General features: G+C 63.9%; 23 protein-coding genes. 15 read left to right on the forward strand and 8 right to left on the reverse strand.

Annotated elements, in window-relative coordinates; all coding sequences use genetic code 11:
* Positions 1–32: 32 nt before the first annotated feature.
* Together BUC40_RS09845 and phhA are read right to left on the reverse strand one after the other, a co-directional pair.
* The gene (locus BUC40_RS09845; protein WP_073265094.1) at positions 33–389 is read right to left on the reverse strand and encodes a 4a-hydroxytetrahydrobiopterin dehydratase; all 357 of its coding nucleotides are present in this window, start codon (positions 387–389) and stop codon (positions 33–35) included.
* 36 nt (positions 390–425) lie between these two features.
* Positions 426–1,211: a phenylalanine 4-monooxygenase gene (gene phhA / locus BUC40_RS09850; protein WP_073265096.1), complete on the reverse strand. Its 786-nt coding sequence runs from the start codon at positions 1,209–1,211 to the stop codon at positions 426–428.
* A 213-nt stretch (positions 1,212–1,424) separates the two neighbouring features.
* On the opposite strand from phhA, the gene BUC40_RS09855 reads away from it, so the two are divergent.
* Positions 1,425–2,978 (forward strand): sigma-54-dependent transcriptional regulator, encoded by a 1,554-nt coding sequence (locus BUC40_RS09855; RefSeq protein ID WP_073265098.1) that lies wholly within the window; start codon positions 1,425–1,427, stop codon positions 2,976–2,978.
* Between the two features lie 40 nt (positions 2,979–3,018).
* Here the strand turns inward: BUC40_RS09855 and BUC40_RS09860 are convergent, their stop codons facing one another.
* From BUC40_RS09860 to BUC40_RS09875, 4 genes are all read right to left on the reverse strand, one after another.
* The gene (locus BUC40_RS09860; protein ID WP_073265100.1) at positions 3,019–3,681 is read right to left on the reverse strand and encodes a DUF799 domain-containing protein; all 663 of its coding nucleotides are present in this window, start codon (positions 3,679–3,681) and stop codon (positions 3,019–3,021) included.
* Between the two features lie 5 nt (positions 3,682–3,686).
* A complete protein-coding gene (locus BUC40_RS09865; protein ID WP_073265102.1) occupies positions 3,687–4,034 on the reverse strand; it encodes a DUF4810 domain-containing protein in 348 nt (115 codons plus the stop codon).
* A gap of 14 nt (positions 4,035–4,048) precedes the next feature.
* Positions 4,049–4,717: a CsgG/HfaB family protein gene (locus BUC40_RS09870; protein ID WP_073265104.1), complete on the reverse strand. Its 669-nt coding sequence runs from the start codon at positions 4,715–4,717 to the stop codon at positions 4,049–4,051.
* Positions 4,718–4,971: 254 nt separating this feature from the next.
* Entirely contained in the window at positions 4,972–5,868 is an 897-nt protein-coding gene (locus tag BUC40_RS09875) for a LysR substrate-binding domain-containing protein (protein WP_073265106.1), read from the reverse strand.
* A 127-nt stretch (positions 5,869–5,995) separates the two neighbouring features.
* Here BUC40_RS09875 and BUC40_RS09880 point away from each other — a divergent pair, with 127 nt between their 5' ends.
* The 10 genes from BUC40_RS09880 to BUC40_RS09925 all read left to right on the forward strand — a co-directional run bounded on the left by BUC40_RS09880 (position 5,996) and on the right by BUC40_RS09925 (position 17,673).
* On the forward strand, positions 5,996–6,823 hold the full coding sequence (locus BUC40_RS09880) for an HTD2 family dehydratase (protein WP_073265108.1): 828 nt from the start codon (positions 5,996–5,998) through the stop codon (positions 6,821–6,823).
* A gap of 79 nt (positions 6,824–6,902) precedes the next feature.
* The gene (locus BUC40_RS09885; protein ID WP_073265110.1) at positions 6,903–8,066 is read left to right on the forward strand and encodes an acyl-CoA dehydrogenase family protein; all 1,164 of its coding nucleotides are present in this window, start codon (positions 6,903–6,905) and stop codon (positions 8,064–8,066) included.
* 10 nt (positions 8,067–8,076) lie between these two features.
* On the forward strand, positions 8,077–9,426 hold the full coding sequence (locus BUC40_RS09890; protein ID WP_073265112.1) for an MmgE/PrpD family protein: 1,350 nt from the start codon (positions 8,077–8,079) through the stop codon (positions 9,424–9,426).
* Positions 9,427–9,453: 27 nt separating this feature from the next.
* Positions 9,454–10,656: a CaiB/BaiF CoA transferase family protein gene (locus tag BUC40_RS09895; protein WP_073265114.1), complete on the forward strand. Its 1,203-nt coding sequence runs from the start codon at positions 9,454–9,456 to the stop codon at positions 10,654–10,656.
* A 143-nt stretch (positions 10,657–10,799) separates the two neighbouring features.
* Positions 10,800–11,624: an HpcH/HpaI aldolase/citrate lyase family protein gene (locus BUC40_RS09900; RefSeq protein ID WP_073265116.1), complete on the forward strand. Its 825-nt coding sequence runs from the start codon at positions 10,800–10,802 to the stop codon at positions 11,622–11,624.
* A gap of 120 nt (positions 11,625–11,744) precedes the next feature.
* Complete coding sequence (locus BUC40_RS09905; protein ID WP_073265118.1) at positions 11,745–12,740, forward strand: TRAP transporter substrate-binding protein; 996 nt, start codon at positions 11,745–11,747, stop codon at positions 12,738–12,740.
* Positions 12,741–13,032: 292 nt separating this feature from the next.
* Positions 13,033–13,500, forward strand: a complete 468-nt coding sequence (locus BUC40_RS09910; protein WP_073265120.1) for a MarR family winged helix-turn-helix transcriptional regulator — start codon at positions 13,033–13,035, stop codon at positions 13,498–13,500.
* Complete coding sequence (locus tag BUC40_RS09915; protein WP_208605761.1) at positions 13,500–14,945, forward strand: efflux transporter outer membrane subunit; 1,446 nt, start codon at positions 13,500–13,502, stop codon at positions 14,943–14,945. The genes BUC40_RS09910 and BUC40_RS09915 overlap by 1 nt, the downstream gene beginning before the upstream one ends.
* 9 nt (positions 14,946–14,954) lie before the next feature.
* Positions 14,955–16,142 carry an HlyD/EmrA/EmrK family protein gene (locus BUC40_RS09920; protein ID WP_073265121.1) on the forward strand — a complete coding sequence of 396 codons (1,188 nt, stop codon included), beginning with the start codon at positions 14,955–14,957 and terminating at the stop codon, positions 16,140–16,142.
* 1 nt (position 16,143) lies between these two features.
* A complete protein-coding gene (locus BUC40_RS09925) occupies positions 16,144–17,673 on the forward strand; it encodes a DHA2 family efflux MFS transporter permease subunit (RefSeq protein WP_073265123.1) in 1,530 nt (509 codons plus the stop codon).
* An 83-nt stretch (positions 17,674–17,756) separates the two neighbouring features.
* On the opposite strand, the gene BUC40_RS09930 is transcribed toward BUC40_RS09925, so the two are convergent.
* Both BUC40_RS09930 and BUC40_RS09935 read right to left on the reverse strand, forming a co-directional pair.
* Positions 17,757–18,692, reverse strand: a complete 936-nt coding sequence (locus BUC40_RS09930) for a hydroxymethylglutaryl-CoA lyase (RefSeq protein ID WP_073265124.1) — start codon at positions 18,690–18,692, stop codon at positions 17,757–17,759.
* Between the two features lie 127 nt (positions 18,693–18,819).
* Positions 18,820–20,025, reverse strand: a complete 1,206-nt coding sequence (locus BUC40_RS09935; protein WP_073265126.1) for a CaiB/BaiF CoA transferase family protein — start codon at positions 20,023–20,025, stop codon at positions 18,820–18,822.
* Between the two features lie 178 nt (positions 20,026–20,203).
* Here BUC40_RS09935 and BUC40_RS09940 point away from each other — a divergent pair, with 178 nt between their 5' ends.
* From BUC40_RS09940 to BUC40_RS09955, 4 genes are all read left to right on the forward strand, one after another.
* Positions 20,204–21,121, forward strand: coding sequence for a LysR family transcriptional regulator (locus tag BUC40_RS09940; protein ID WP_073265128.1), 918 nt, complete (start codon positions 20,204–20,206; stop codon positions 21,119–21,121).
* Positions 21,122–21,212: 91 nt separating this feature from the next.
* A complete protein-coding gene (locus BUC40_RS09945) occupies positions 21,213–22,217 on the forward strand; it encodes a DctP family TRAP transporter solute-binding subunit (RefSeq protein ID WP_073265129.1) in 1,005 nt (334 codons plus the stop codon).
* 17 nt (positions 22,218–22,234) lie between these two features.
* Positions 22,235–22,612, forward strand: a complete 378-nt coding sequence (locus BUC40_RS09950; protein ID WP_073265131.1) for a VOC family protein — start codon at positions 22,235–22,237, stop codon at positions 22,610–22,612.
* Between the two features lie 311 nt (positions 22,613–22,923).
* The coding region (locus BUC40_RS09955) for a TRAP transporter small permease (protein ID WP_073265132.1) at positions 22,924–23,351 on the forward strand (428 nt) is incomplete at its 3' end.

Consider the following 23,351-nt stretch of genomic DNA (forward strand, 5'->3'; position numbering starts at 1 on the left):
TGGAAGCGACTTTGTCCCGTTTACAGGGCATGTCACTTGCGAACATCGGCCGCTTTCGCCAGCTCGTCGGTACGCGCCGCCATGACGAAATCGTTGCGGTGCAGGCCCTTGATCGAGTGGCTCCACCAGGTGACGGTGACCTTGCCCCATTCGGTGAGCAGCGACGGGTGGTGGTTCTCTGTCTCGGCGATTTCGCCCACTGCATTGGTAAACGCCAGCGCATGCTTGAAGGTGCGAAACGCGTAGGCTCGCTCGAGCTGCATCACGCCATCGCGAACCTCGATGTTCCAGTCCGGGATTTCCTTGATCAGCTGCGCCAGTTCGGCCTCGCTGACTTTGGGCGCATCGGCGCTGCAGGCTTCGCAAGTGGCTTTGGACAGTGCAGTCATGGGGGTTCCTCTGAACGTTGATCGTTACGGCTGTTCTTAGGCCGCCTTGGGGGGGAATTTCGGCGCGTGCAGGCCAAGCGCCATGGCCTCGTGCACCAGGCTCATGATGTCCTGCTGCGCCAGGGCGAATAGCCGTTGCAGGTCCGGCAACACGAAGTACAACGGCTGCAGGATATCGATGCGATACGGCGTGCGCATGGCCTCCACCGGGTCGAACGGCTGGTGCTCCGGCTCGCCGGACAGACAATACACCGCTTCCCTGGGCGAGGAGAGAATGCCGCCGCCGTAGATGCGCCGACCGGCAGGCGTGTCGACCAGGCCGAATTCGATGGTCATCCAATACAGGCGGGCGAGAAACACCCGCTCTTGAGGGCTGGCAGCCAAGCCCAGGCGGCCGTAAGTGTGGGTGAATTCGGCGAACCAAGGGTCTGTCAGCAGCGGGCAGTGGCCGAAGATCTCATGGAAGATATCCGGTTCCTGCAGGTAGTCCAGATCCGCTTCAGTGCGGATAAAGGTGGCCACCGGAAATTGCTTGTTGGCGAGTAGCTCGAAGAAGCGCTGGAAGGGAATCAGCGCCGGTACCTGGGCGACCTGCCAACCAGTGCTGGCTTGCAGCACGCGGTTGATGTCCGCCAGTTGGGGGATCCGCGCACGGGGCAGGGCCAGCTTGTCGATGCCGTCCAGATATTCCTGGCAGGCCCGCGACTCGATCACCCTGAGCTGACGCTCGATCAGCGTCTGCCAGGTGCGATGCTCGACCTCGTTGTAGTCAATGAAGCCGTTCGCGTCAGGCTGCCTGGCAACGTACTGGCTGGCTTTCATCTGGCGATCTCCCTGCACATCCGTTCTGGTCGTGGCTGGCCTGAGCATGCCGCAGGCGGGCGTGCTTCGCGCGGGCGTCAGCGGTGCGCGGGCGCAGGTAATGGGTCTTTTTCGTAAAGAAAGCATTACGACCCGCGCGAAAGCCTGTTCCTGGCTCGGCGGCTTCCTCTAGACTGGCAAGAAACCTTGACGAAAATAACAAGAGCGGCCGTCATGCGTATCAAGATCCATTGCCAGAACCGTGTGGGCATCCTGCGCGACATCCTCGAGTTGTTGGTCGACTACGGCATTAACGTCGCCCGTGGTGAGGTCGGCGGCGAGCAGGGCAACGCCATCTATCTGCATTGCCCGAATCTGATCAACCTGCAATTCCAGGCCCTGCGCGCCAAGTTCGAGGCCATCACCGGCGTATTCGGCGTCAAGCGCGTGGGGCTGATGCCCAGCGAACGTCGTCATCTTGAGCTCAACGCCTTGCTCGGCGCCCTGGAGTTTCCGGTGCTGTCAGTCGATATGGGCGGCAGTATCGTCGCCGCCAACCGGGCGGCCGCTGGCCTGCTTGGCGTGCGGGTGGACGAGGTGCCGGGCATTGCGCTGTCGCGCTACGTCGAGGATTTCGATCTGCCGGAACTGGTGCGCGCCAATCGTTCGCGCATCAACGGGCTGCGGGTGAAGGTCTGCGGCGACGTGTTTCTCGCCGATATCGCGCCGCTGCAGAGCGAGCACGACGACAGCGAAGCCATGGCCGGCGCGGTACTCACACTGCACCGCGCTGATCGCGTTGGCGAGCGTATCTATCAGGTGCGCAAGCAGGAGCTGCGAGGCTTCGACAGCATTTTCCAGAGCTCCAAAGTGATGGCCGCCGTAGTGCGTGAAGCAAGGCGAATGGCGCCATTAGACGCACCGCTGCTGATTGAGGGCGAGACCGGTACCGGCAAGGAGTTGCTGGCCCGCGCCTGCCACCTGGCCAGCCCCCGCGGCCAGTCACCATTCATGGCGCTCAACTGTGCGGGGCTGCCGGAATCGATGGCCGAGACCGAGCTGTTCGGCTACGGCCCCGGCGCCTTCGAAGGCGCTCGCGCCGAAGGCAAGCTGGGCCTGCTGGAGCTGACCGCAGGCGGCACGCTGTTTCTCGACGGCGTCGGCGAAATGAGCCCGCGCCTGCAGGCCAAGCTGCTGCGTTTTTTGCAGGATGGCTGCTTCCGGCGGATCGGTAGTGACGAGGAGGTTTACCTGGACGTGCGGGTGACCTGCGCCACCCAGGTCGACCTCTCCGAGCTGTGCGCCCGTGGCGAGTTCCGTGAAGACCTCTACCACCGCCTCAACGTGCTCAGCCTGCACATCCCGCCGCTGCGTGAATGCCTGGATGGCCTGCAACCGCTGGCCGAACATTTTCTCGATCGCGCTAGTCGGCAGATCGGCTGTCCGCTACCTGGCCTGGCACCAGTTGCCCTGGAGAAACTCGGCCGCTACCACTGGCCAGGCAACGTGCGGCAGCTGGAGAACGTGCTGTTCCAGGCGGTATCACTGTGCGAGGGCGCGATGGTCAAGCCCGAACATATCCGCCTGCCAGGTTATGGCGCGGCGCAGCCATTGGGCGATTTCTCGCTAGAGGGTGGGCTGGACGCCATTGTCGGGCGTTTCGAGAAAGCTGTGCTGGAACGGCTGCATGGCGAGTTTCCCAGTAGCCGCTTGCTCGGCAAGCGCTTGGGCGTGTCCCACACCACCATCGCCAACAAGCTACGCGAACATGGGGTGGGCAAGGATTAGAAAGAAACGAGCCTGGGGATCCGGGCTCGTCTGACGGGCCTCAGCGAGCGCTGACGGGCCGCGCGCGGGGGCCGGGCAGAATGCCGTTGACCGGATTGCTGCTCAGCAGGCGGGCGCTGGTGATGCCGGCGATCTCATGACCGCGATCGTTCAGGCTGTTCATCACCTGATTGACCAGGGCGGTGATCAGAATCCCCGCCAGGCCGCCGCCGCTGTTCTGCTGCTGTTCGGCGCTGCTGGCGCGGGCAACGCCTTTCCACAGCTCCTTGCCAGTGCGCAGGTCGACCAGCGTTGCGCTGGCGGCTACCGCCACCTCGCTGCTGATTACCTTGTAGCTGCTGCCGTATTCGGTCACGTCGATGTACAGCACGGTGTCGGCGCCAAATATCTCGTAGAGCTTCTGCGGCGGCACTTCGCGGATTTCCTCGGCGTTGGCCATACCGTTCTGCTTGAAGGTCTCGTTGACCACCGCTACCGGCAGCACGTAGTAGCCGGCCTCGCTCAGGGGCGCGGTGATCAGCGAGTACAGGCTGTAGGTGGCCTTGATGTCCGGAGATTTGTTGACCGGCGGCAGCACCAGGATGGAAGCCGGGCTGCTTTCCTTGAAGGCGCTGTAGTCGTAGGGCTGCTGGGTGGCGCAACCAGCCAGCAGGGCGATGGCGGTCAGGGCCGCGAGTGTTCTGAGGGAAGTCAGTAGGGGCATGTCGGTCACTTGGCCATATTGCGCATCAGGAAGTCCATGTACTGCGCGGACTCGGGGAACAGGGCTTTCTCGGTTTCGAATTGCTGGCGCACCTGGTCGGGCTTGCCGATCTCCGCGTACAGCATGCCGAGGTGGGCATGGAAGCCCGGCGGCAGGGTTCGGTCAGCGGCGCGCGCCTTCTGGGCGCTGGCTTCCAGCGCGGCGATCTGCTCCTCGGTGCCGGTGGTGTTCTCGAAGCGTTGGTAAACTTGCTGCTGGTAGCCATCCCAGTAGTAGAGGGACTTGGGTTGCTGCGCGCAGCCGCCCAGCAGGGCGGTGGCCAGTACGGTGGTAAGCAGAAGTGGGAATTTCATCGTTCGCTCCTCGCTCACTTGACCGGACGCCAGGCGCCGCTGTCGACGCCGCTGACCAACTTGTTGACGGCCTCGCGAATCGCCAGGTCGAGCACCTTGCCGTTGAGGGTGGAGTCATAGCTGGCGGTGCCGCCGAAACCGATGATCTCGCGGTTCGACAGGGCGTATTCGCCGGCGCCCTGGCTGGAATACACCACTTCGGAGGTGGCGACGTCGACGATGTTGAGGTTCACCTTGGCATAGGCGATCTGCTGTTTGCCGCGGCCCAGAATGCCGAACAGCTGGTGGTCGCCGACTTCCTTGCGGCCGAACTCGGTCACGTCACCGGTGACCACGAAGTTGGCGCCCTTGATCTGCTGAGCCTGCTTGGAGAAACCCGACTCCTGCTGCAGTTCGCTGAGGTTGTCGCGGTCCAGCACGTTGAAGCGGTTGGACTGCTGCAGGTGGGTGATCAGGATGGTCTTGGCCTGCCCGCCAAGGCGGTCGACGCTGTCGCTGAAAATGCCGCGCAGGTAGCTGGAGCGGTTATCGAACTTGCCAACGGCGATCGGGCTGCGCGGGCCGCTGTACTGGCTGCTGGCGGTGTTGACCTTGGCGACTTCCAGGGTGCGCGAGCTTTCCGTGGCGCAGCCAGCGAGCAGCACAAGCATGCCAGCGAGGCCAGCGGTAATGATCTTGTTCATACGAATCTCGTTTGCAAAGTGGGCAGGGCAAGCCTGTAACAGGCAGGAATCAACCGGGCACTTCGACGAGGGATGACGTATGGAACGGCTTCGCGCGGGCGGCGAAGCGCTAGAAGAGTCGATCCATGACGCAGACCCTGAACGGGTGCGGGGTGCTTCCTGCGGCGGCGATTCTAGAGCGCATCGAGGCGTTTTGTCAGCAATGCCGGCCGCCGCTGTGATGGGTTTCGCGTCTCCAGGCTCGCCAGGTCGGATCAGACTGCCGCACTTTCCGGCAGTAACGTGGCGATCAACGCCCGCACGCTACCCGGCAGGGCTTCGAGGTCGCGTACCAGCATGCTGCGTTCGCGCACGGCCCAGGGCTCGTTAAGCTCGATGATGTGCAGCTTCATGGTGCGGCTGTGCCGGCTGGCAGCGGACTCGGGGATGATGCCGATGCCGACGTTAGCTTCGACCATGCGGCAGATGGCTTCGAAGCCTGACATCTGGATACGCAGCGACAGCGTGCCGCCAAGGGTTTCCACGTGTTCACGCAGAAAGGTCAGCAGTGTGCTGCCGTCGTGCAGGCCGATGTGCTGGTACTGCAGGGTGTCGCGCAAGCTGACCTGATCGCGACATGCCAGGGGGTGGTTGTCCGGCACCACCAGCACCAGGCGGTCGGTGCTGAAATGCAGCACCTGCAGGCCGGCCGCTTCCACCGGCCCGGCGATGATGCCCAGGTCGGCACCGCCGTCGAGCACGCCGCGGACGATATCGCGGCTCAGGCGCTCCTGCAGATCCACCGTTACGCCGGGGCGCTCTGCAAGGAAGCCAGCCAGTATTTCGGGCAGAAACTCGGTCACTGCGGTCGTGTTGGCGAAGATGCGGATATGCCCGGCCGAATCACTGCCGTATTCGGTGAACTCGCTTTTCAGGTAATCGACCTGACGCATGATCAACCGTGCGTGTTGCAGCAGTCGCTGGCCGGAGGGTGTCAGCTCAACGCCACGGCTGTCGCGATAGAGCAGGCGCGTATCGAGCTGGCCTTCCAGCGCCTTGATACGCGCGCTGGCTGCGGCGGGCGACAGTGAGGCGCGCCGTGCGCCCTGGGTCAGGCTGGGCGACTCGGCGATATGGATGAAGAGACGCAAATCCGGCAGATCGAAGTGCATGGTGATCCTGTCAGGCAGCGGAAGCGGCGTTCAGCATATCCGAACGCTGGTTTAAATAAATGAGGATTCTCGGAACGACTGACGGATTGCATGCTGGCAGCACATAACAAAACAGCTGGAACCCACCATGAGCGACTCTGCTTTTTCCGCCTGGATCGGCCGCGCCGAAGAATCCCACGATCAACTGAGCCGCAACCTGGTCAAGCGCATCGCTGCGACCTTGGGCGAAGACACGCCCGCTCACGGCGAAGCCTTGCCGCCGCTCTGGCATTGGGCGTTCTTCCAGGACCCCATCGCCGAAAGCGGCCTGGGTGGTGACGGCCACCCGGCACGCGGTGGCTTCCTGCCGCCGGCGGAAAACCGCAATCGCATGTGGGCCGGCGGGCGCCTCGAATTCATCGCGCCCCTGCGGGTCGGCGGCGAGGCCACCCGCGTGTCGACCATCAAGCATATCGAAGAGAAGCATGGCCGCACTGGCGCGCTGCTGTTCGTCACCGTGCAGCACGACTACCTTCAGGACGGCGAGCTGGCGATCCGCGAGGAACAGGACATCGTCTACCGCGAACCCAGCCCGCCCAAGAGCGGCGCTGGTGAGGCGCTGCCGAGCGGTGACTGGTGCGAGGGCGTGGTACCCAGCCCAACACTGCTGTTTCGCTACAGCGCGGTGACCTTCAACGGCCATCGCATTCATTACGACTGGCCCTATGTCACCGACACCGAAGGCTATGCCGGGCTGGTGGTGCACGGCCCGCTGATCGCCACCCTGAACCTGCGCGCGTTCTGCCGTGCCAACCCGCAGGCCCGCCTGCGTCGCTTCGCCTATCGCGGCCTGCGCCCGCTGGTCGCGCCACAGCCCTTCGAAGTGGCTGGACGGATCAGCGCGCCGGGCAAGGCGCAGCTGTGGGCTGGCAACAGAGCCGGCATGGCCCAGCAGGCTGACGTGGAATTCGAATGATTGAGCCTACGTAGGGTGGATCACGCTTCACCGATCCACCGATATCGGCCGCGACAACAGCAAGAATCGAGGAATCGAGATGACCCCGGAGCAGAACGAAGAACTGAATTTCATCCGCGAAGGCGTACGTGGCCTGTGCGCCGAATTCCCGGCCGAATACTGGCGCAAGATCGACGAGGAGAAGGGCTTTCCCGAGGCCTTCGTCCGTGCCATGACCGAAGCCGGCTGGCTGTCGGCGATGATCCCGGAAGAGTACGGCGGCTCTGGCCTGGGCCTGGCCGAAGCATCGGTGATTCTCGAGGAGGTGAACCGTTGCGGCGGCAACTCCGGCACCGTGCATGGTCAGATGTACAACATGTTCACGCTACTGCGCCATGGCAGTGAGGCACAAAAGAGCTTCTATCTACCCAAGCTGGCCAGCGGTGAACTGCGCCTGCAATCGATGGGCGTCACCGAGCCCACTACCGGCACCGACACCACCAAGATCAAGACCACTGCCGTGCGCCAAGGCGACAAGTACGTGATCAACGGCCAGAAGGTGTGGATCTCGCGCATCCAGCATTCCGACCTGATGATTCTGCTGGCGCGCACCACGCCGCTCGCTGAGGTGAAGAAGAAATCCGAAGGCATGTCGATCTTCTTGGTCGACCTGCGTGAGGCCATCGGTAATGGCCTGACCGTGCAGCCGATCGCCAACATGGTCAACCACGAGACCAACGAGTTGTTCTTCGACAACCTGGAAATTCCTGCCAGCAGTTTGATCGGCGAAGAGGGCAAGGGCTTCCGCTACATCCTCGACGGCCTGAATGCCGAGCGTACGCTGATCGCTGCCGAGTGCATCGGCGATGGTCGTTGGTTCATCGAGAAGGCCAGTGCCTACGCCCGTGATCGCGTGGTGTTCGGCCGGCCCATCGGCCAGAACCAGGGCGTGCAGTTCCCCATTGCCAAGGCGCATATCGAAGTGGAGGCCGCCGACCTGATGCGCTGGCGCGCCTGCGAACAGTACGACCGCGGCGAGAACGCCGGGGCCAGCGCTAACATGGCCAAGTACCTGGCAGCGGAGGCTTCTTGGGCAGCGGCGAATGCCTGCCTGCAGACCCACGGCGGCTTCGGCTTCGCCAATGAATACGACGTCGAACGCAAGTTCCGCGAAACCCGCCTGTATCAGGTGGCGCCGATCTCCACCAACCTGATCATGTCGTACGTGGCCGAGCATTTGCTCGAGCTGCCACGTAGTTTCTGAGGAGCCTGTCATGAGCCATACCCAAGCCCTGGCAGGTTTTCTCGCCGAGTTGCGTTACGACGATCTGCCTGACTACGTGCTCGATCGCACCGAAGACCTGTTCCTCGACTGGCTCGGCTCGGCCCTGGCCAGCGAGGGCGCGCGGCCGATTCCGCTGTTCGAAGCCTATGCGCAGAAAATGGGCCCGGCTGATGGCCCAGCACGCATTCTGGTCAATGGCCGCGGCACTTCGGCGTACTTCGCGGCGCTGGTCAATGGCGCGTCGTCCCATCTGGTCGAACAGGATGACCTGCACAACAGCTCGGTGCTGCACCCGGCCACCGTGGTATTTCCGGCGGCCCTGGCAGCCGCGCAGGATCTCGGCAAGACCGGCCGCGAGCTGTTGTTGGCGTCGGTGGCCGGCTACGAGGCGGGCATTCGCATCGGTGAATTCCTCGGTCGTTCCCATTACCGCATCTTCCACACTACAGCGACGGTCGGCACCCTGGCCGCCGCCGTGGCCGTGGGCAAGTTGCTGAACTTCGACCAGAAGCAGTTCGTGCATCTGCTAGGCAATGCTGGCACCCAGGCCGCCGGGTTGTGGGAGTTCCTGCGCGACGCTGCTGACTCCAAGCAGCTGCACACCGCCAAGGCTGCTGCCGACGGCCTGCTGGCTGCGTATTTCACCGAGCAGGGCCTGACCGGTGCACAGAACATCCTCGAGGGCGAGCAGGGCATGGCCGCCGGAATGTCCAGCGACGCCAATCCGAGCAAACTGTCGGATCGCCTCGGCAGCCGCTGGGCGCTGGCGGAAACCTCGTTCAAGTTCCACGCCTCGTGCCGGCATACCCACCCGGCCGCCGATGCGTTGCTGGAGCTGATGCAGCGCGAAGGCCTTCGGCATGGCGACATCGCCCAGGTGATCACCCATGTGCATCAGGGCGCCATCGATGTGCTGGGGCGTGTTGTGGTGCCGCAGACCGTGCACCAGGCCAAGTTTTCCATGGGCACCGTGCTGGGCCTGATCGCCGTGCATGGCAAGGCGCAGCTCACCGAGTTCGAGAACCTGTCGCTCAGCGATGCTGACGTCAGCGAATTCAGGAGCAAGGTCAGCATGCGCCTCGACCCCGAGGTGGACGGCGCCTATCCGGCGCGCTGGCTGGGTCGGGTCGAAGTGGTCACCATCGACGGCCGCACCTTGCACGGCGCTATCGACGAGCCCAAGGGCGATCCGGGCAACACCCTCAGCCGCGCCGAGCTGGAAGACAAGTTCCGCCGCCTACTGGCCTTCGCCGGCAAGCGCAGCAGCGATGAGGCGGGCGAGTTGATTGCCAAGGTTTGGCGCCTGCGGCAAATCGATGACCTGAGCAACCTGGCCTGACTACACGATTGAAACGGGAAAACCGCCATGAATAACAATACGCAGCCCCGGCCATTGGACGGCATCACCGTGGTCAGTCTGGAACATGCCATCGCGGCGCCGTTCTGCACCCGTCAGCTCGCCGACATGGGCGCTCGGGTGATCAAGGTCGAGCGCCCCGGCAGTGGTGATTTCGCGCGCGGTTACGACGAGCGGGTCAATGGCCTGGCGTCGCACTTCGTGTGGACCAACCGTTCCAAGGAAAGCCTGACCCTCGACCTCAAACAGGACGATGCCGGTGAGGTGCTCGACCACCTGCTGGCCAAGGCCGACGTACTGGTGCAGAACCTCGCGCCAGGCGCGGCGGCACGTATGGGCCTGTCGTTCGAGACGTTGCATGAGCGTTTCCCGAAGCTGATCGTCTGCGACATTTCCGGCTACGGCGAAGGCGGCAGCTACGAGAAGAAGAAGGCTTACGACCTGCTGATTCAGAGCGAAGGGGGCTTCCTGTCGGTCACTGGCGGGGCCGGTGACGACCAACTGGCCAAGGCCGGCTGCTCCATCGCCGATATCGCCGCCGGCATGTATGCCTACAGCAACATTCTGGCGGCCCTGCTGCTGCGCGGCAGGACCGGTCTGGGCAGCCGCATCGATGTGAGCATGCTCGAGAGCCTGGTCGAGTGGATGGGCTATCCCCTGTATTACGCGTACGACGGTGCCACGCCGCCGCCGCGTGCCGGGGCCGCCCACTCGACCATCTATCCCTACGGCCCATTTCCCGCCGGCGACGGCGGCACGGTGATGCTCGGTCTGCAGAACGAACGGGAGTGGCAGGCGTTCTGCGAGCGGGTGTTGCTGCAGCCCGAGCTGGCGAGTGACGAGCGCTTTTCCGCCAACTTCAAGCGTTCGGCCAATCGGGAAACGCTACGCGCGATCATCGTTGAAACCTTCGCCGCGCTGAGCGCCGAACAGGTGATCGAACGGCTGGAGCAGGCGCAGATCGCCAATGCCCACGTCAATGATATGGCCGACGTCTGGGCCCACCCACAACTCAAGGCCCGCGACCGCTGGCGCCAGGTCGACAGCCCCGCCGGCAGCCTGCCCGCGTTGCTGCCACCGGGCAGCAACAGCGCCTTCAGTGCGCGCATGGATGCCGTGCCGGCGCTCGGTGAGCACACCGATGCCTTGCTCGCCGAGCTGGGCTACGGCGAGGCGCAGATAGCCGGTTTGAAAGTGAGCGGGGCGGTTTGAATGCCAGGTGCGAAGAAGGGCTTTTTGTGGGATCGGGCCATGCCCGCGAAATTCGCGCGCATGGCGGGCTCCCACAGGTGGATCACATAGCGCCTTAGTCCACTATCAGTCATTAAAGATCTTTAAGTCAGGAAGCAGATGCCATGACGACCTCCATCATCCGGACCGCGCTGTTCGTGCCCGCTTCGCGACCCGAGCGCATTCCCAAGGCGCTGGCCAGCGGTGCCGACGCGGTGATCGTCGACCTCGAGGACGCGGTGCAGGAAAGCCTCAAGGTCGAAGCGCGAGACAACCTCGACCGTTTTCTGACCGACAACCCTGAAGCGCGCCTGCTGGTGCGCATCAATTCACCCGAACACGCCGGGCATGCCGCGGACATCGCGCTTTGCCTGCGCCATGTCGGGGTGATTGGCGTACTGCTGCCCAAGGTTGAAAGCGCTGCCCAGGTGGCCCGCGTGGGCGAGGCCGGCAAGCCGGTCTGGCCGATCATCGAAAGTGCCCGTGGCCTGTATGAATTGCCGGCCATCGCCGCAGCCGCCGGGGTCGAGCGGCTGTCCTTCGGCGGCCTGGATCTGGGCCTGGATCTTGGCCTGAACAGCGGTACCGCAGCCGCCGAGCGCCTGCTTGATCAGGCGCGCTACGCCGTTCTGCTGCACAGCCGCCTGGCCAATCTGGCCGCACCACTGGATAGCGTATTTCCGGCGATTCAGGACCAGGCCGGCCTCGACCGTGCCAGTCGCGATGCCCGCGACATGGGCTTCGGCGGCCTGCTGTGCATCCATCCCGGTCAGGTTGCCGTGGTGCACGGGGCAATGGCGCCCTCGGCTGAAGAGCTCGATTGGGCGCGCCGAGTGCTGCAGGCCGGCGCGGGTGGCGACGGGGTGTTCGTGGTCGACGGGCAGATGATTGATGCACCGGTGGTCGGCCGGGCGAAGCGCATCGTTCAGCGCGCGGGCGGGGCTGATTAGCGCTTCCCGGCCCGCGTTCGGCACGGCCGAATGCGCCTTTGCGCAATGCTGAATTCCGCCGAGGCAGGCGCAGCTGTAAACAGAGTTCTACCTACCAACAAAAACAAGATGAGGTACACCATGTTCAAGCTTTCTCTCAAGGCGCTGGTCTGCGCTGTCTCGCTCTCCGTCGTGGGTACGCCGTATGCAGCCGACCCGATCAGCATCAAGTTCGCCCACGTGGTCGCCGACCACACGCCCAAGGGGCAGGGCGCGTTGATGTTCAAGAAACTGGCCGAAGAGCGCCTGCCCGGCCGGGTCAAGGTCGAGGTCTACCCGAACTCCTCGCTGTTCGGTGATGGCAAGGAGATGGAGGCGCTGCTGCTTGGCGACGTGCAGTTGCTGGCGCCGTCGCTGGCCAAGTTCGAGCACTATGCCAAGTCGATCCAAATCTATGATCTGCCGTTTTTGTTCGACAACATGGAGGCGGTCGACCGCTTCCAGGCCAGCGAGCAGGGCAAGGCGCTGCTGACCAGCATGGAAGGCAAGGGCATCACCGGCCTGGCCTATTGGCACAACGGCTTGAAGCAGTTGTCGTCGAACAAGGCGATGCACGAGCCCAAGGATGCCCGCGGCCTGAAGTTCCGGGTGCAGGCGTCGGCGGTGCTCGACGAGCAGTTCAAGGTGCTGCGCGCCGCACCACGCAAGATGAGCTTCGCCGAGGTCTATCAGGGTCTGCAGACCGGCGTGGTCAACGGCACCGAGAACACCTGGTCGAACTACTACAGCCAGAAGGTCCATGAGGTGCAGCCGTTCTTCACCGAATCCAACCACGGCCTGATCGATTACATGGTGATCACCAACACCAAGTTCTGGAACGGCCTGCCGGAAGATGTGCGTAGCGAGCTGGACAAGATCATGGTTGAGGTCACCGCCGAGGTGAACCGCCAGGCCGATGACCTCAACAAGAATGCTCGCGCCGACATCATCAAGGCCGGCACCAGCGAGATCATTCAACTGACCCCGGAGCAGCGTGAGCAATGGCGCGAGGCCATGCGCCCGGTCTGGAAGAAATTCGAAAGCGATATTGGCGCCGACCTGATCAAGGCGGCCGAGGCGTCCAATCAGGCGCAGTAACTACCGCTTAATCCTGCGACATCAGAGGCCGCATCCATCAAGGATGCGGCCTTTTTGTATCTGCATACCCAACTGCGATTTCCCGGGTATCGCTGCGCTCAACCCAGGCTACATAACCCGCTATTCAGCACAAAACCCTGAACCCATGAGCGGCTCAATCTGTCACTTCAGAGTCCTCGTATATTTCAAAGTATTTCCAATATTGATAACAAGTATTACGAAATGTAATTGGGCTGATCGCTGCCTGGGCAGTAATCTGCATGGCATTCACTGCCTGGGCAGGTAATTCCCGATGCCACATTTCGACCGCGAGCGGTTTTCGCTGCAGCATTCACCCGGCCACCTGATCGCGCTGATCAATCAGCTCAAGGACCGCATGCTCGAGCGCCACCTGGTGGATCACGGCGTGACGGCCGCGCAGTTCAAGGTGGTGCTGCTGATCAGCCAGAGCCGTGCCAGCACGCCGGCCGACCTGGTGCGCCTGCTCAACCTCGACAGCGGGGCGATGACCCGCATGCTCGACCGCCTGGAACAGAAGGGCCTGCTCACCCGCGAGCGCAGCCATGAGGATCGCCGCCAGGTGCGCCTCACCCTCACCGATGCGGGCAATGCCCTAGGTGTGCGGGTACCGCAGATCGCCGCCGACGCCACCAACGAGCTGACCGGCTGCCTCACTAGCGCCGAACTCGACGAATTCCAACGCCTGATGAAAAAGATACTGATGGCCGCCGATGCCTTGCCAGAGCTGCCAGGAGAATGATGAACACCATGCCGTTGCGTACGCCTCTATCCCTGCTTTTCAGCGCCCTGTTGCTGGCCGCCTGTGCCTCTCAGGATGGCTTGCACACCGAAGGCCACACCCTCGACGCCGCCAGCCTGCAAGGGCAGACCTTCACCGGCAACCTGTCGACGGCGGCCTGGCCGGCCAGCGACTGGTGGAACCGCCTGGGCGATCCGCAGCTCAACGCGCTGATCGAAGAAGCCCTGCGTAGCAACCCCGACCTGCAGGTCGCCGATGCCCGTGCGCGCCAGGCCAATGCCGCCGTGCTGGCCGCCGATGCGCAGCGCCAGCCGACCCTGGATGCCAATGCCAGCGTCACCCGCTCTCGCTCTGCACGAGTCGACGACCCCAGCGGGCAGGGCGGCCGTTACGGCACCTTGCGCAGCCTGTCGCTGGAAGGCGGCTACCGTTTCGATCTGTGGGGTGGCGAACGTGCCGCCTGGGAAGCGGCGCTGGGCCGTGCCCGTGCCAGTGAGGTGGATCGCCAGGGTGCGCGCCTGACCCTCGCCGCCGATGTGACCCGCGCCTACAACGACCTCGGCCTTGCCTACGCCACCCAGGATCTTGCCGAGCAGGACCTCAAGCGCAGCCGCGACATGCTCGACCTGGCCCGCAGCCGGGTCGATGCCGGCCTCGACAGCGAATACCAATTGCAGCAGACCCAGAGCCTGGAAGCCGCCGCCGAAGCCAGCCTGACCGCTGCCACGCAAACGGTCGACAGCGCGCGCATTCGTCTGGCGGTGATGCTTGGCCAGGGGCCGGACCGCGGTGACACGCTGCCGCGCCCGCAGTTGATCGCCCCAGATGCCATGAGTTTGCCGGCCAACGTGCCTGCCGAACTGCTCGGCCGTCGCCCTGATCTGGTCGCCGCGCGCTGGCGTGTCGAAGCAGCAACCCGCGACATCGATGCCAGCAAGGCTGACTTCTATCCCAACCTCAACCTGAGCGTTGCCGCGGGCAGCAAGTCGCTGCTCGGTGATGCCATGTTCGGCGGCGCCAGTCGCTTCTTTAGCGTTGGCCCGGCGCTGAGCCTGCCGATCTTCGACGGTGGCGCACGCCGCGCCGCACTGGCCGGCCGCAACGCCGATTACGACGTGGCCGTGGCCCAGTACAACCAGACTCTGGTCGGCGCCCTGGGCGATATCGGTGACGGCATCAGCCGCATCCGCTCCCTGGAGCAGCAGATCGTGCAGCAGCAGCGGGCCCGCGACATCGCCCGCAGCTCCTACGACATCGCCATGCAGCGCTACGCCGACGGCATCGGCAACTACCTCGATGCCCTGAGCGTCGAGCAGCAGTTGCTGCAGAGCGAACGACAACTGGCCAGCCTGCGTGCCGAGCGTATCGACGCCTCGGTGCTGCTGATGCAGGCCCTGGGCGGTGGCTTCGAAGCGCCCGCTCAACCATCCACTTCCGCACGCTGAGTACTCGCCATGACCGACTCTCAAGCCACCTCCGCCAACCCGAATTCGGGCAAGCGCAAACGCCTGCTGATTGGCCTCGGCGTCATCGTCGTGCTGTGCAGCGCGGCCGTCTTCGCCTACCACGAGCTGTACGGCCGCTTCTATGAAGAGACCGACGACGCCTACGTGGGCGGCAACCTGGTGCAGATCACCCCACAGATCATCGGCACCGTCACCCGCATCGCCGTGGACGACGGCGATTACGTCGAAGCCGGTCAGCCCCTGGTTTGGCTCGACCCGGCCGACACCCAGGTCGCCCAGCAGAGCGCCGAGGCCAACCTGGCACGCACCGTGCGCCAGGTGCGCGGGCTGTTCAGCAATGTCGACAGCTACAAGGCCCAGGTCGCCGCACGCAAGATCGACGTGCAGCGCGCCAAGGCCGACTATCAGCGCCGTGCGGCTCTGGCCGGCAAGGGCGCGATCTCCCGCGAGGAACTGGCTCACGCCCAGGACACCCTGAACAGCGCGCAGAGCGCCCTGACTTCCGCCGAGCAGCAGCTGGACACCAATAAGGCGCTGGTCGACGACACCGTGATCGCCTCCCACCCGGACGTGAAGAGCGCCGCCGCGCAGCTGCGTCAGGCCTTCCTCAACAACGCCCGTAGCACCCTGGTGGCGCCGGTCAGCGGCTACGTGGCACAGCGCTCGGTGCAGGTCGGCAGCCGTATCCAGCCCGGCACCGCGCTGATGGCGGTGGTGCCGCTGCACGAGGTGTGGATCGACGCCAACTTCAAGGAAACCCAGCTGCGCGAGATGCGCATCGGCCAGCCGGTGACCGTCGAGGCCGACCTGTACGGCGATGATGTGACCTACCAGGGCCACGTCGAGAGCCTCGGCGTGGGTACCGGCAGCGCCTTCTCGCTGCTGCCGGCACAGAACGCCAGCGGCAACTGGATCAAGATCGTGCAGCGCCTGCCGGTGCGTATTCGCCTCGACGATGAGGCGCTGGAGAAACACCCGCTGCGCATCGGCCTGTCCACCACCGTGACCGTTGACCTGCATGACCAGAGCGGCGCCCAGCTGACCACCCAGATGCCCAAGGACGCTCGCTTCAGCACTGCCGTTTACGACGCCCCGCTGGGCGAGGCTGACGCGCTGATCGAACGCATCATTCACGACAACGGTCCGCAGAACGCCACTCCGGCGAAGCAGGGCTGACATGAGCGACGCCAATTTCCGCCCGGCCAGCATGCTGCTGGCCACCATCGGCATCTCCCTGGCGACCTTCATGCAGGTGCTCGACACCACCATCGCCAACGTCGCCCTGCCGACCATTTCCGGCAACCTGGGGGTCAGCTCGGAGCAGGGCACCTGGGTGATCACGTCGTTCGCCGTGTGCAACGCCATCGCCTTGCCGCTGACCGGCTGGCTGGCGCGGCGCTTCGGCGAGGTGAAGCTGTTTCTCGCCGCCGTAGTGCTGTTCGTGATTACCTCATTCCTCTGCGGCATCGCCCGCTCGATGCCCGAGCTGGTGGTGTTCCGCGCCCTGCAGGGGCTAGTCGCCGGGCCGCTGTACCCGATGGCGCAGACCTTGCTCCTGGCGATCTTTCCCAGCGCCAAGCGCGGCATGGCCCTGGCGCTGCTGGCGATGGTCACGGTGGTGGCGCCGATCATCGGGCCGATTGCCGGCGGCTGGATCACCGACAGCTACAGTTGGCCGTGGATCTTCTTCATCAACGTGCCGATCGGCATCCTCGCCACCCTGGTGGTCTGGGCGCAGATGCGCAATCGTCCGGAAACCACCCAGCACCAGCCTATCGACTACATCGGGCTGATGCTCCTGGTGCTGGGCGTCGGCGTGCTGCAGGTGGTGCTCGACAAGGGCAACGACCTGGACTGGTTCGAGTCGACCTTTATCCAGATCGGCACCGCCATTTCCGTGGTTTCCCTGGTGGCGCTGGTGATCTGGGAACTGACCGATCAGCACCCGATCATCAACCTGCGCCTGTTCATGTACCGCAACTTCACCTTCGGCACCCTGGCGCTGGTGCTCGGTTACTCCGGGTTCTTCGGCATCAACCTGCTGCTGCCGCAGTGGCTGCAGACCCAGCTGGGCTACACGCCGATCTGGGCCGGGCTGGCGGCAGCGCCGATCGGCATTCTGCCGTTGTTCCTGTCACCGCTGGTGGGCAAATACGCGCACAAGTTCGACCTGCGCCTGCTGGCCGGCGGCTCGTTCCTGGTGATCGGCGCCTCTTGCTTCATGCGTGCCTCGTTCAACACCGAGGTGGATTACCGGCATATTGCCGAGGTGCAGGTGTTCATGGGCCTGGGGATCGCGCTGTTCTTCATGCCCACCACCAGCATCCTGCTCTCCAGCCTGCCGCCGAAAGACATCGCCGACGGCTCCGGTCTGGCCACCTTCCTGCGCGTGCTGGGCGGCAGCTTCGCCTCGTCGCTGACCACCTGGATCTGGCATCGCCGGGAGATCTACCATCACGCCCAGCTGACCGAGCACGTCACGCCCTACGATCCGGCTAGCCAGCACTATCTGGAACAGCTCGGCGGCGCCTCGCAGTCGGCCTACCTGCAGATCGACCGGGTGGTGGAAAGCCAAGCCTACATGCTATCCACGGTGGACTATTTCACCCTGATGGGCTGGCTGTTCTTCGGCCTGATCCTGATCATCTACCTGGCCAAACCACCGTTTTCCGCCAAGGGCGCGGCAGAGTCGGGTGGCGGGCACTGAAGTAGCCCGGCGTTGAGCGCAGCGATATCCGGCACTGGTTTCCTGGGTATCGATGCGCTCGACCGCAGGCTACGGTCGTTCGATCAGGCGCCTGCTTCACTCATCCATTTCGGCTTTGGATAACGACGGTCCGACTTGCCGGCCTTGAGGATCGCGCCGGGCACGTCGTGGCCGATTAGGCCGGGCAGGGTGGCCGCGGCGGCCAGCAGTGCATCCAGATTCACGCCCGTCTCCAGGCCCATGCGCTGGAACATGTGCACCAGGTCCTCGGTGCAGATATTGCCGCTGGCGCCTGGGGCGTAGGGGCAGCCGCCGAGGCCGCCGAGCGATGCGTCGAAGCGCTCGATGCCGGCATTCAGGGCCGCCAGGGCATTGGCCAGGCCCATGCCGCGGGTATTGTGGAAATGCGCGGTGAATACCGCCTCGGGCCAGTGCTGCAGCGACTCGCGGCAGATGCGCTCGACCTGGGCCGGGTCGGCCATACCGGTGGTATCGCAGAGGGTCACGCCCTGCACGCCAAGATCGAGCAGGCGCTGGGTCAGTTCATGCACGCGCGCCTCCGGCACCGCGCCCTCGAAGGGGCAGCCGAAGGTGGTCGACAGCGAGGCGTTGATAAATACGCCGCTGCCGCGCGTCACCTCGATGATCTCGGCGAACTGCGCCAGGGACTGCTCCGGCGTCATGCGCAGGTTGGCCAGGCCGTGGGTGTCGCTGGCCGACATCACCAGGTTGATCTCGTCCACCGCGCACGATAACGCCCGCTCGCAGCCGCGCACGTTAGGCACCAGCACGGTGTATTCAACGCCCGGCACGCGCTGAATGCCGCGCATTACTTCTTCGGCATCACGCAGGTTGGGGATGGCCTTGGGCGAGGTGAAGGAGGTGACTTCTATCTTGGCCAGGCCGGTGTGCGACAGCCTGTCGATCAGTGCAATCTTGGCATCGGTGGGCACGAAGGCCGCTTCGATCTGAAAACCGTCGCGGGTGGCGACGTCCTGAATATAAAGGCGTTTGGTCATGGGAAATCCTCGATGTAGCGGCAAGCCACAAGCTTCAAGTTGCGTAGCCCGGGTCGAGCGCAGCGACACCCGGGAAGGTTTCCTGGGTATCGCGTTGCTCAACCCAGGCGACCGGCCATGATGGGCGTCAGATAATCCCGCGCTCGCGCAGGCCGGCAACCTGTTCGTCGCTGAGGCCGAGTCCCGCCAGGATGTCGTCGTTGTGCTCGCCGAGCTGCGGGCCGCCAGCGCCGATGCGCCCCGGCGTGCGGCTGAGCTTGGGCAGCACGCCCGGCACTTTCAGCGGGCCGACGGGCGTCTGCACCGTCTCGATCATCTGTCGCGCCAGGTAGTGCGGGTCCTGCACGATATCGGCGGCGGTGTAGGGATAGCCGGCCGGCACACGGGCGGCCTTGAGCGCTTCGATCACTTCATCGCGGCCACGCTGGGCGGTCCATTCGGCGATGGCGCTGTCGATCAATTCGGCGTGCTGGCTGCGCCCGTCGTTCTGTGCCAGGCGCGGGTCGTTGCCCAGGTCGTCGCGGCCGATCAGGCTCATCAGGCGCTTGTAGATGCTGTCGCCATTGCCGGCGATCAGCACGTAGCTGCCATCGTTGCACGGGTAGGAGTTGGACGGCGTGATGCCGGGCAGGGCGCTGCCCGCTGGTTCACGGATATAGCCGAAGGCGTCGTATTCGGGCACCAGGCTTTCCATCATGGCGAACACCGACTCGTACAGCGCCACGTCGATTTCCTGGCCTTCGCCGCTGCGCGCCCGCTCCTGCAGGGCCAGCAACACGCCGATCACGCCGTACAGCGAGGACAGCGAGTCGCCGATGCTGATGCCTACTCGCACCGGCGCCTGGCCGGGGTAGCCGGAAAGGTGGCGCAGGCCGCCCATGGCTTCGCCGATCACGCCGAAACCGGGAAGGTCGCGATAGGGGCCGGTCTGCCCGTAGCCGGAGATGCGCAACATGATCAGCCGCGGGTTGATCGCCTTCAGTGCGTCATAGCCCAGACCCCAACCTTCCAGCGTGCCGGGGCGGAAGTTCTCCACCAGTACGTCGGCTTCGGCTACCAGCTTACGGACGATGTCCTGGGCTTCGGCCTGCTTCAGGTCGAGGGTCAGCGAGCGTTTGTTGCGTGACTGTACGTGCCACCAGAGTGAGGTGCCGTCCTTGATCTTGCGCCACTTGCGCAGCGGGTCGCCGACGCCCGGCGGCTCGATCTTGATCACCTCAGCGCCGAATTCGCCGAGCAGTTTGCTGGCGAAGGGACCGGCGATCAGTTGGCCCATTTCAATGACCTTGAGGCCGGCCAGGGCCATGGGTGCAGCAGTTGAATCGGCAGACATGTGCGAATTCCCGATGACTTGGGTGGATGGCGCCGAGCATCGCCGACGGAGCAGCCCGCCGCAATCAGTCAATCGTCAAGTCTGGCTTCGTGCTACGCGAAGGCTTATGGTGGCCGCGCCCTGACATGGCTTTCATGATGGGTGCCAATCTTTCGCCAAACACGAAGCGGAGCCTGCCATGCGCGTGGATTTCACTACCCTCAAGTTGTTCGTCGCCATCGCCGATGAGCGTAGCCTGACCCGCGCCGCCGAGCGCGAGCACCTGGCGCTGGCGGCAGTGAGCAAGCGCATCAGCGACCTCGAGGCGCATCTGCGTACGCCCTTGCTGTATCGCCAGCCAAAGGGGGTGGCGCTGACACCCGCCGGTGATGCCCTGCTGCACCATGCGCGTAACCTGCTGGACAATATCCAGCACATGCAGGCCGACCTCAGCGAGTTCAGCGAGGGCATCAATGGCCATGTGCGCATCCACGCCAATACCTCGGCGGTGATCGCCTTTCTACCCGAGGACCTGGCGGCCTTCAGCGCCCAGCACCCGCAGATTCGCATCGACCTGGAAGAGCGGGTCAGTAGCGAGATCATCCACGCGGTGCGCGAAGGATTGACCGATATCGGCATCTTCGCCGGCCACGTGCAGGCCGATGGCGTGCAGGTGTTTCCCTACCGCCGCGACCGCCTGGTACTGGTGGTGCCGAACGAGCACCCGCTGGCCTCACGGGAGCGGGTGACGCTGGCGGAGACCGTCGGCTACGACTTTATCGGCCTGCAGAAGGAGGCCTCGCTGCACACCCTGCTCAGCGAGGCTGCACAGCAGGCCGGTGTGCATTTGCGGGTGCGCATCCAGGTTCGCAGCTTCGAAGCCATCTGCCGGATGATCCACACCGGTCTGGGCATCGGCGTGCTCCCGGAGCAGGCGGTGCGCACCTACCTGCCAGGCATGTCGGTACGTGCGGTGGCGATCGAGGATGCCTGGGCGCTGCGTGAGCTGAATATCTGCGTGCGCCAGTACGACAGCCTGTCGCTGATTGCCCGGCAGATGGTCGATCACCTTGCCTTCGGCAATGGCGAAGGCAGCCTTGGTCAATCAAGAATGTAGTCGCGTTCGGCGCTGCAGTAGAGTTCGCCGTGAACAAAGGCATCCGGCCGGGCGGTGGCCCGCCGTACCAATAACAACAGGAGATCGCCTCATGTCACGCGTCTTTCGTCGCAGCCTGTCCTGCGTCCTGCTTTCCACTGCCATGGCCTTCGGTGCTGGCGCGCAGGCCGAGGAAATCGTCATCAAGTTTTCCCATGTCGCCTCCGATCAGACGCCCAAGGGGCAGGGCGCATTGATGCTGCAAAAGCTGGTCAAGGAGCGTCTGGCCGGCAAGGCGCGGGTCGAGGTCTATCCCAACTCTTCGCTGTTCGGCGACGGCAAGGAGATGGAAGCCTTGCTGCTGGGGGACGTGCAATTGCTGGCGCCAGCCCCCGTTAAGCTGGAGAAATACCAGCCGCGGGTGCAGATCTTCGACCTGATGTTCCTGTTCGACAACGCCGCCGCCTCGCAGCGTTTCGAGCAATCGCCAAAGGGCCAGGAGTTGCTGCACAGCTTCGAGAGCAACGGCATTCTCGGCCTGGCCTACTGGCTCAACGGCATGCGCCAGTTCACCGCCAACAAGCCGCTGCATGTACCGAGCGACGCCCGCGGCATGAAGTTTCGCGTGCAGCCCTCGGATCTGCAGGCGGCGCAGATCAGCGCACTGCGTGCGGTGCCGCGCAAGATGGCTTTCGCCGAGATCTATCAGGGTCTGCAGACCGGCGTGATCAATGCCTCCGATAACCCCTGGTCGAACATCTACAGCCAGCGCCACTACGAGGTGCAGAAGTACATGATCGAGTCCAACCATGCGGTCGGCAATTACATGCTGATCACCAACGCCAAGTTCTGGAACGGCCTGCCAGACGATGTCCGCAGTGAGCTCAAAGGCATCATCGATGAGGTCACCAGCGAGGTGAACAAGCAGGCGCTGGCGCTGAACGAGCGTGACAAAGAGCAGATTCTCGCAGACGGCAAGCGTGAGCTGATCGTGCTGAGCGATGAAGAGCGTCAGCAATGGCGTGAGGTGATGCGCCCGGTCTGGAAAGAATACGAAGGCAAGATCGGCAGCGATCTGATCGAGGCCGCACAGGCGGCCAACGCTGGCGGTCAGTAAGCAAAGAGGAGGCTGGCATGCTCGACCACCTGGATCATCTGGTTCTCACCGCAACCGATGCCGAGGCGACCACGCATTTCTATACGGAGGTGCTGGGCATGCGCCTGGAAACCTTCGGCAGTGGCCGCCAGGCGTTCTGTTTCGGCAACCAGAAGATCAACCTGCATGTGCGCGGTCGGGAGTTCGAGCCCAAGGCCCACCTACCGGTACCCGGAGCGTTGGACCTGTGCTTTCTCGCCAGCCAGCCGTTGGATCAGGTGATCGCGCATTTGCAGCGGGTCGGCTGGCCGATCATCGAGGGCCCGGTGATGCGCACTGGTGCCACCGGCCCGATCCGGTCGGTGTACCTGCGTGATCCGGATCTGAACCTGATCGAGATATCCGAGCTGGTTTAAGGGTGGCGTTGGCAGGGCAGCGGCATGGCAAGAGCGGATGCTCAGTTTGTAGGGTGGACAACGCGAAGCTTGTCCACCGTTCCACTACCGCAATGGTGGACAAAAAGAGCGTTGTCCACCCTACGAGGTGACTGTCCGCTATCGCCACTTTCTAGTCGTTAGATTTTTCCGTACGGATGCCTCCAGCCTTTGCCTTGACAGACTATTCGCCCAGGCCGAAGGCCGCGTTTGCCAATCGTGAATATTCGCCTCGCCGGGCCGCGGTTAGAGTCGGTCACGACAATTACAAAAACTTTTCCGGGAGAACGCTGATGCAAGCTTTGCAGCGCCTGTGGAGTCGCCTCGAAGAAATCGCCATCGCCTTTCTTCTCGCCGCGATGACCCTGGTGACCTTCTCGTACGTGGTATTCAACAACATCTACGGCGTGTTCTATTCGCTGGGAGATTCGCTGCCTTTCGCCAACGATGCGATGTTCGCCATCGGCGACAGCATTCTCTACGTTGCCCAAGAAATGACCTGGAGCGTGGCGCTGACCAAGGCCATGTTCGGCTGGCTGATCTTCGTCGGCCTGGCCTGGGGCGTGCGCATCGGCGCGCATATCGGCGTCGACCTGCTGGTGCGTCAGTTCAACCCTGCCAACCAGCGGCTGATGGCCATCCTCGCGCTGCTCATCTGCCTGGGCTACTGCGCCCTGATGGCGTACTCCAGCGAGCAGTGGGTCGCCGTGCTATACAGCGT

This window comes from Phytopseudomonas punonensis, assembly GCF_900142655.1.
Taxonomy (GTDB): Bacteria; Pseudomonadota; Gammaproteobacteria; order Pseudomonadales; family Pseudomonadaceae; genus Aquipseudomonas; species Aquipseudomonas punonensis.

Excerpts from the sequence above, each read along its gene's own strand:
- BUC40_RS09915 (WP_208605761.1), top strand. The coding sequence starts at position 13,500 with ATGAACACCATGCCGTTGCGTACGCCTCTATCCCTGCTTTTCAGCGCC.
- BUC40_RS09855 (WP_073265098.1), top strand. The coding sequence starts at position 1,425 with ATGCGTATCAAGATCCATTGCCAGAACCGTGTGGGCATCCTGCGCGAC.
- BUC40_RS09880 (WP_073265108.1), top strand. The coding sequence starts at position 5,996 with ATGAGCGACTCTGCTTTTTCCGCCTGGATCGGCCGCGCCGAAGAATCC.
- BUC40_RS09930 (WP_073265124.1), bottom strand. The coding sequence starts at position 18,692 with ATGACCAAACGCCTTTATATTCAGGACGTCGCCACCCGCGACGGTTTT.
- BUC40_RS09950 (WP_073265131.1), top strand. The coding sequence starts at position 22,235 with ATGCTCGACCACCTGGATCATCTGGTTCTCACCGCAACCGATGCCGAG.
- BUC40_RS09920 (WP_073265121.1), top strand. The coding sequence starts at position 14,955 with ATGACCGACTCTCAAGCCACCTCCGCCAACCCGAATTCGGGCAAGCGC.
- BUC40_RS09885 (WP_073265110.1), top strand. The coding sequence starts at position 6,903 with ATGACCCCGGAGCAGAACGAAGAACTGAATTTCATCCGCGAAGGCGTA.
- BUC40_RS09935 (WP_073265126.1), bottom strand. The coding sequence starts at position 20,025 with ATGTCTGCCGATTCAACTGCTGCACCCATGGCCCTGGCCGGCCTCAAG.
- BUC40_RS09900 (WP_073265116.1), top strand. The coding sequence starts at position 10,800 with ATGACGACCTCCATCATCCGGACCGCGCTGTTCGTGCCCGCTTCGCGA.
- BUC40_RS09845 (WP_073265094.1), bottom strand. The coding sequence starts at position 389 with ATGACTGCACTGTCCAAAGCCACTTGCGAAGCCTGCAGCGCCGATGCG.
- BUC40_RS09870 (WP_073265104.1), bottom strand. The coding sequence starts at position 4,717 with ATGAACAAGATCATTACCGCTGGCCTCGCTGGCATGCTTGTGCTGCTC.
- BUC40_RS09895 (WP_073265114.1), top strand. The coding sequence starts at position 9,454 with ATGAATAACAATACGCAGCCCCGGCCATTGGACGGCATCACCGTGGTC.
- BUC40_RS09905 (WP_073265118.1), top strand. The coding sequence starts at position 11,745 with ATGTTCAAGCTTTCTCTCAAGGCGCTGGTCTGCGCTGTCTCGCTCTCC.
- BUC40_RS09875 (WP_073265106.1), bottom strand. The coding sequence starts at position 5,868 with ATGCACTTCGATCTGCCGGATTTGCGTCTCTTCATCCATATCGCCGAG.
- BUC40_RS09890 (WP_073265112.1), top strand. The coding sequence starts at position 8,077 with ATGAGCCATACCCAAGCCCTGGCAGGTTTTCTCGCCGAGTTGCGTTAC.
- BUC40_RS09945 (WP_073265129.1), top strand. The coding sequence starts at position 21,213 with ATGTCACGCGTCTTTCGTCGCAGCCTGTCCTGCGTCCTGCTTTCCACT.
- BUC40_RS09865 (WP_073265102.1), bottom strand. The coding sequence starts at position 4,034 with ATGAAATTCCCACTTCTGCTTACCACCGTACTGGCCACCGCCCTGCTG.
- BUC40_RS09925 (WP_073265123.1), top strand. The coding sequence starts at position 16,144 with ATGAGCGACGCCAATTTCCGCCCGGCCAGCATGCTGCTGGCCACCATC.
- phhA (WP_073265096.1), bottom strand. The coding sequence starts at position 1,211 with ATGAAAGCCAGCCAGTACGTTGCCAGGCAGCCTGACGCGAACGGCTTC.
- BUC40_RS09910 (WP_073265120.1), top strand. The coding sequence starts at position 13,033 with ATGCCACATTTCGACCGCGAGCGGTTTTCGCTGCAGCATTCACCCGGC.
- BUC40_RS09860 (WP_073265100.1), bottom strand. The coding sequence starts at position 3,681 with ATGCCCCTACTGACTTCCCTCAGAACACTCGCGGCCCTGACCGCCATC.
- BUC40_RS09940 (WP_073265128.1), top strand. The coding sequence starts at position 20,204 with ATGCGCGTGGATTTCACTACCCTCAAGTTGTTCGTCGCCATCGCCGAT.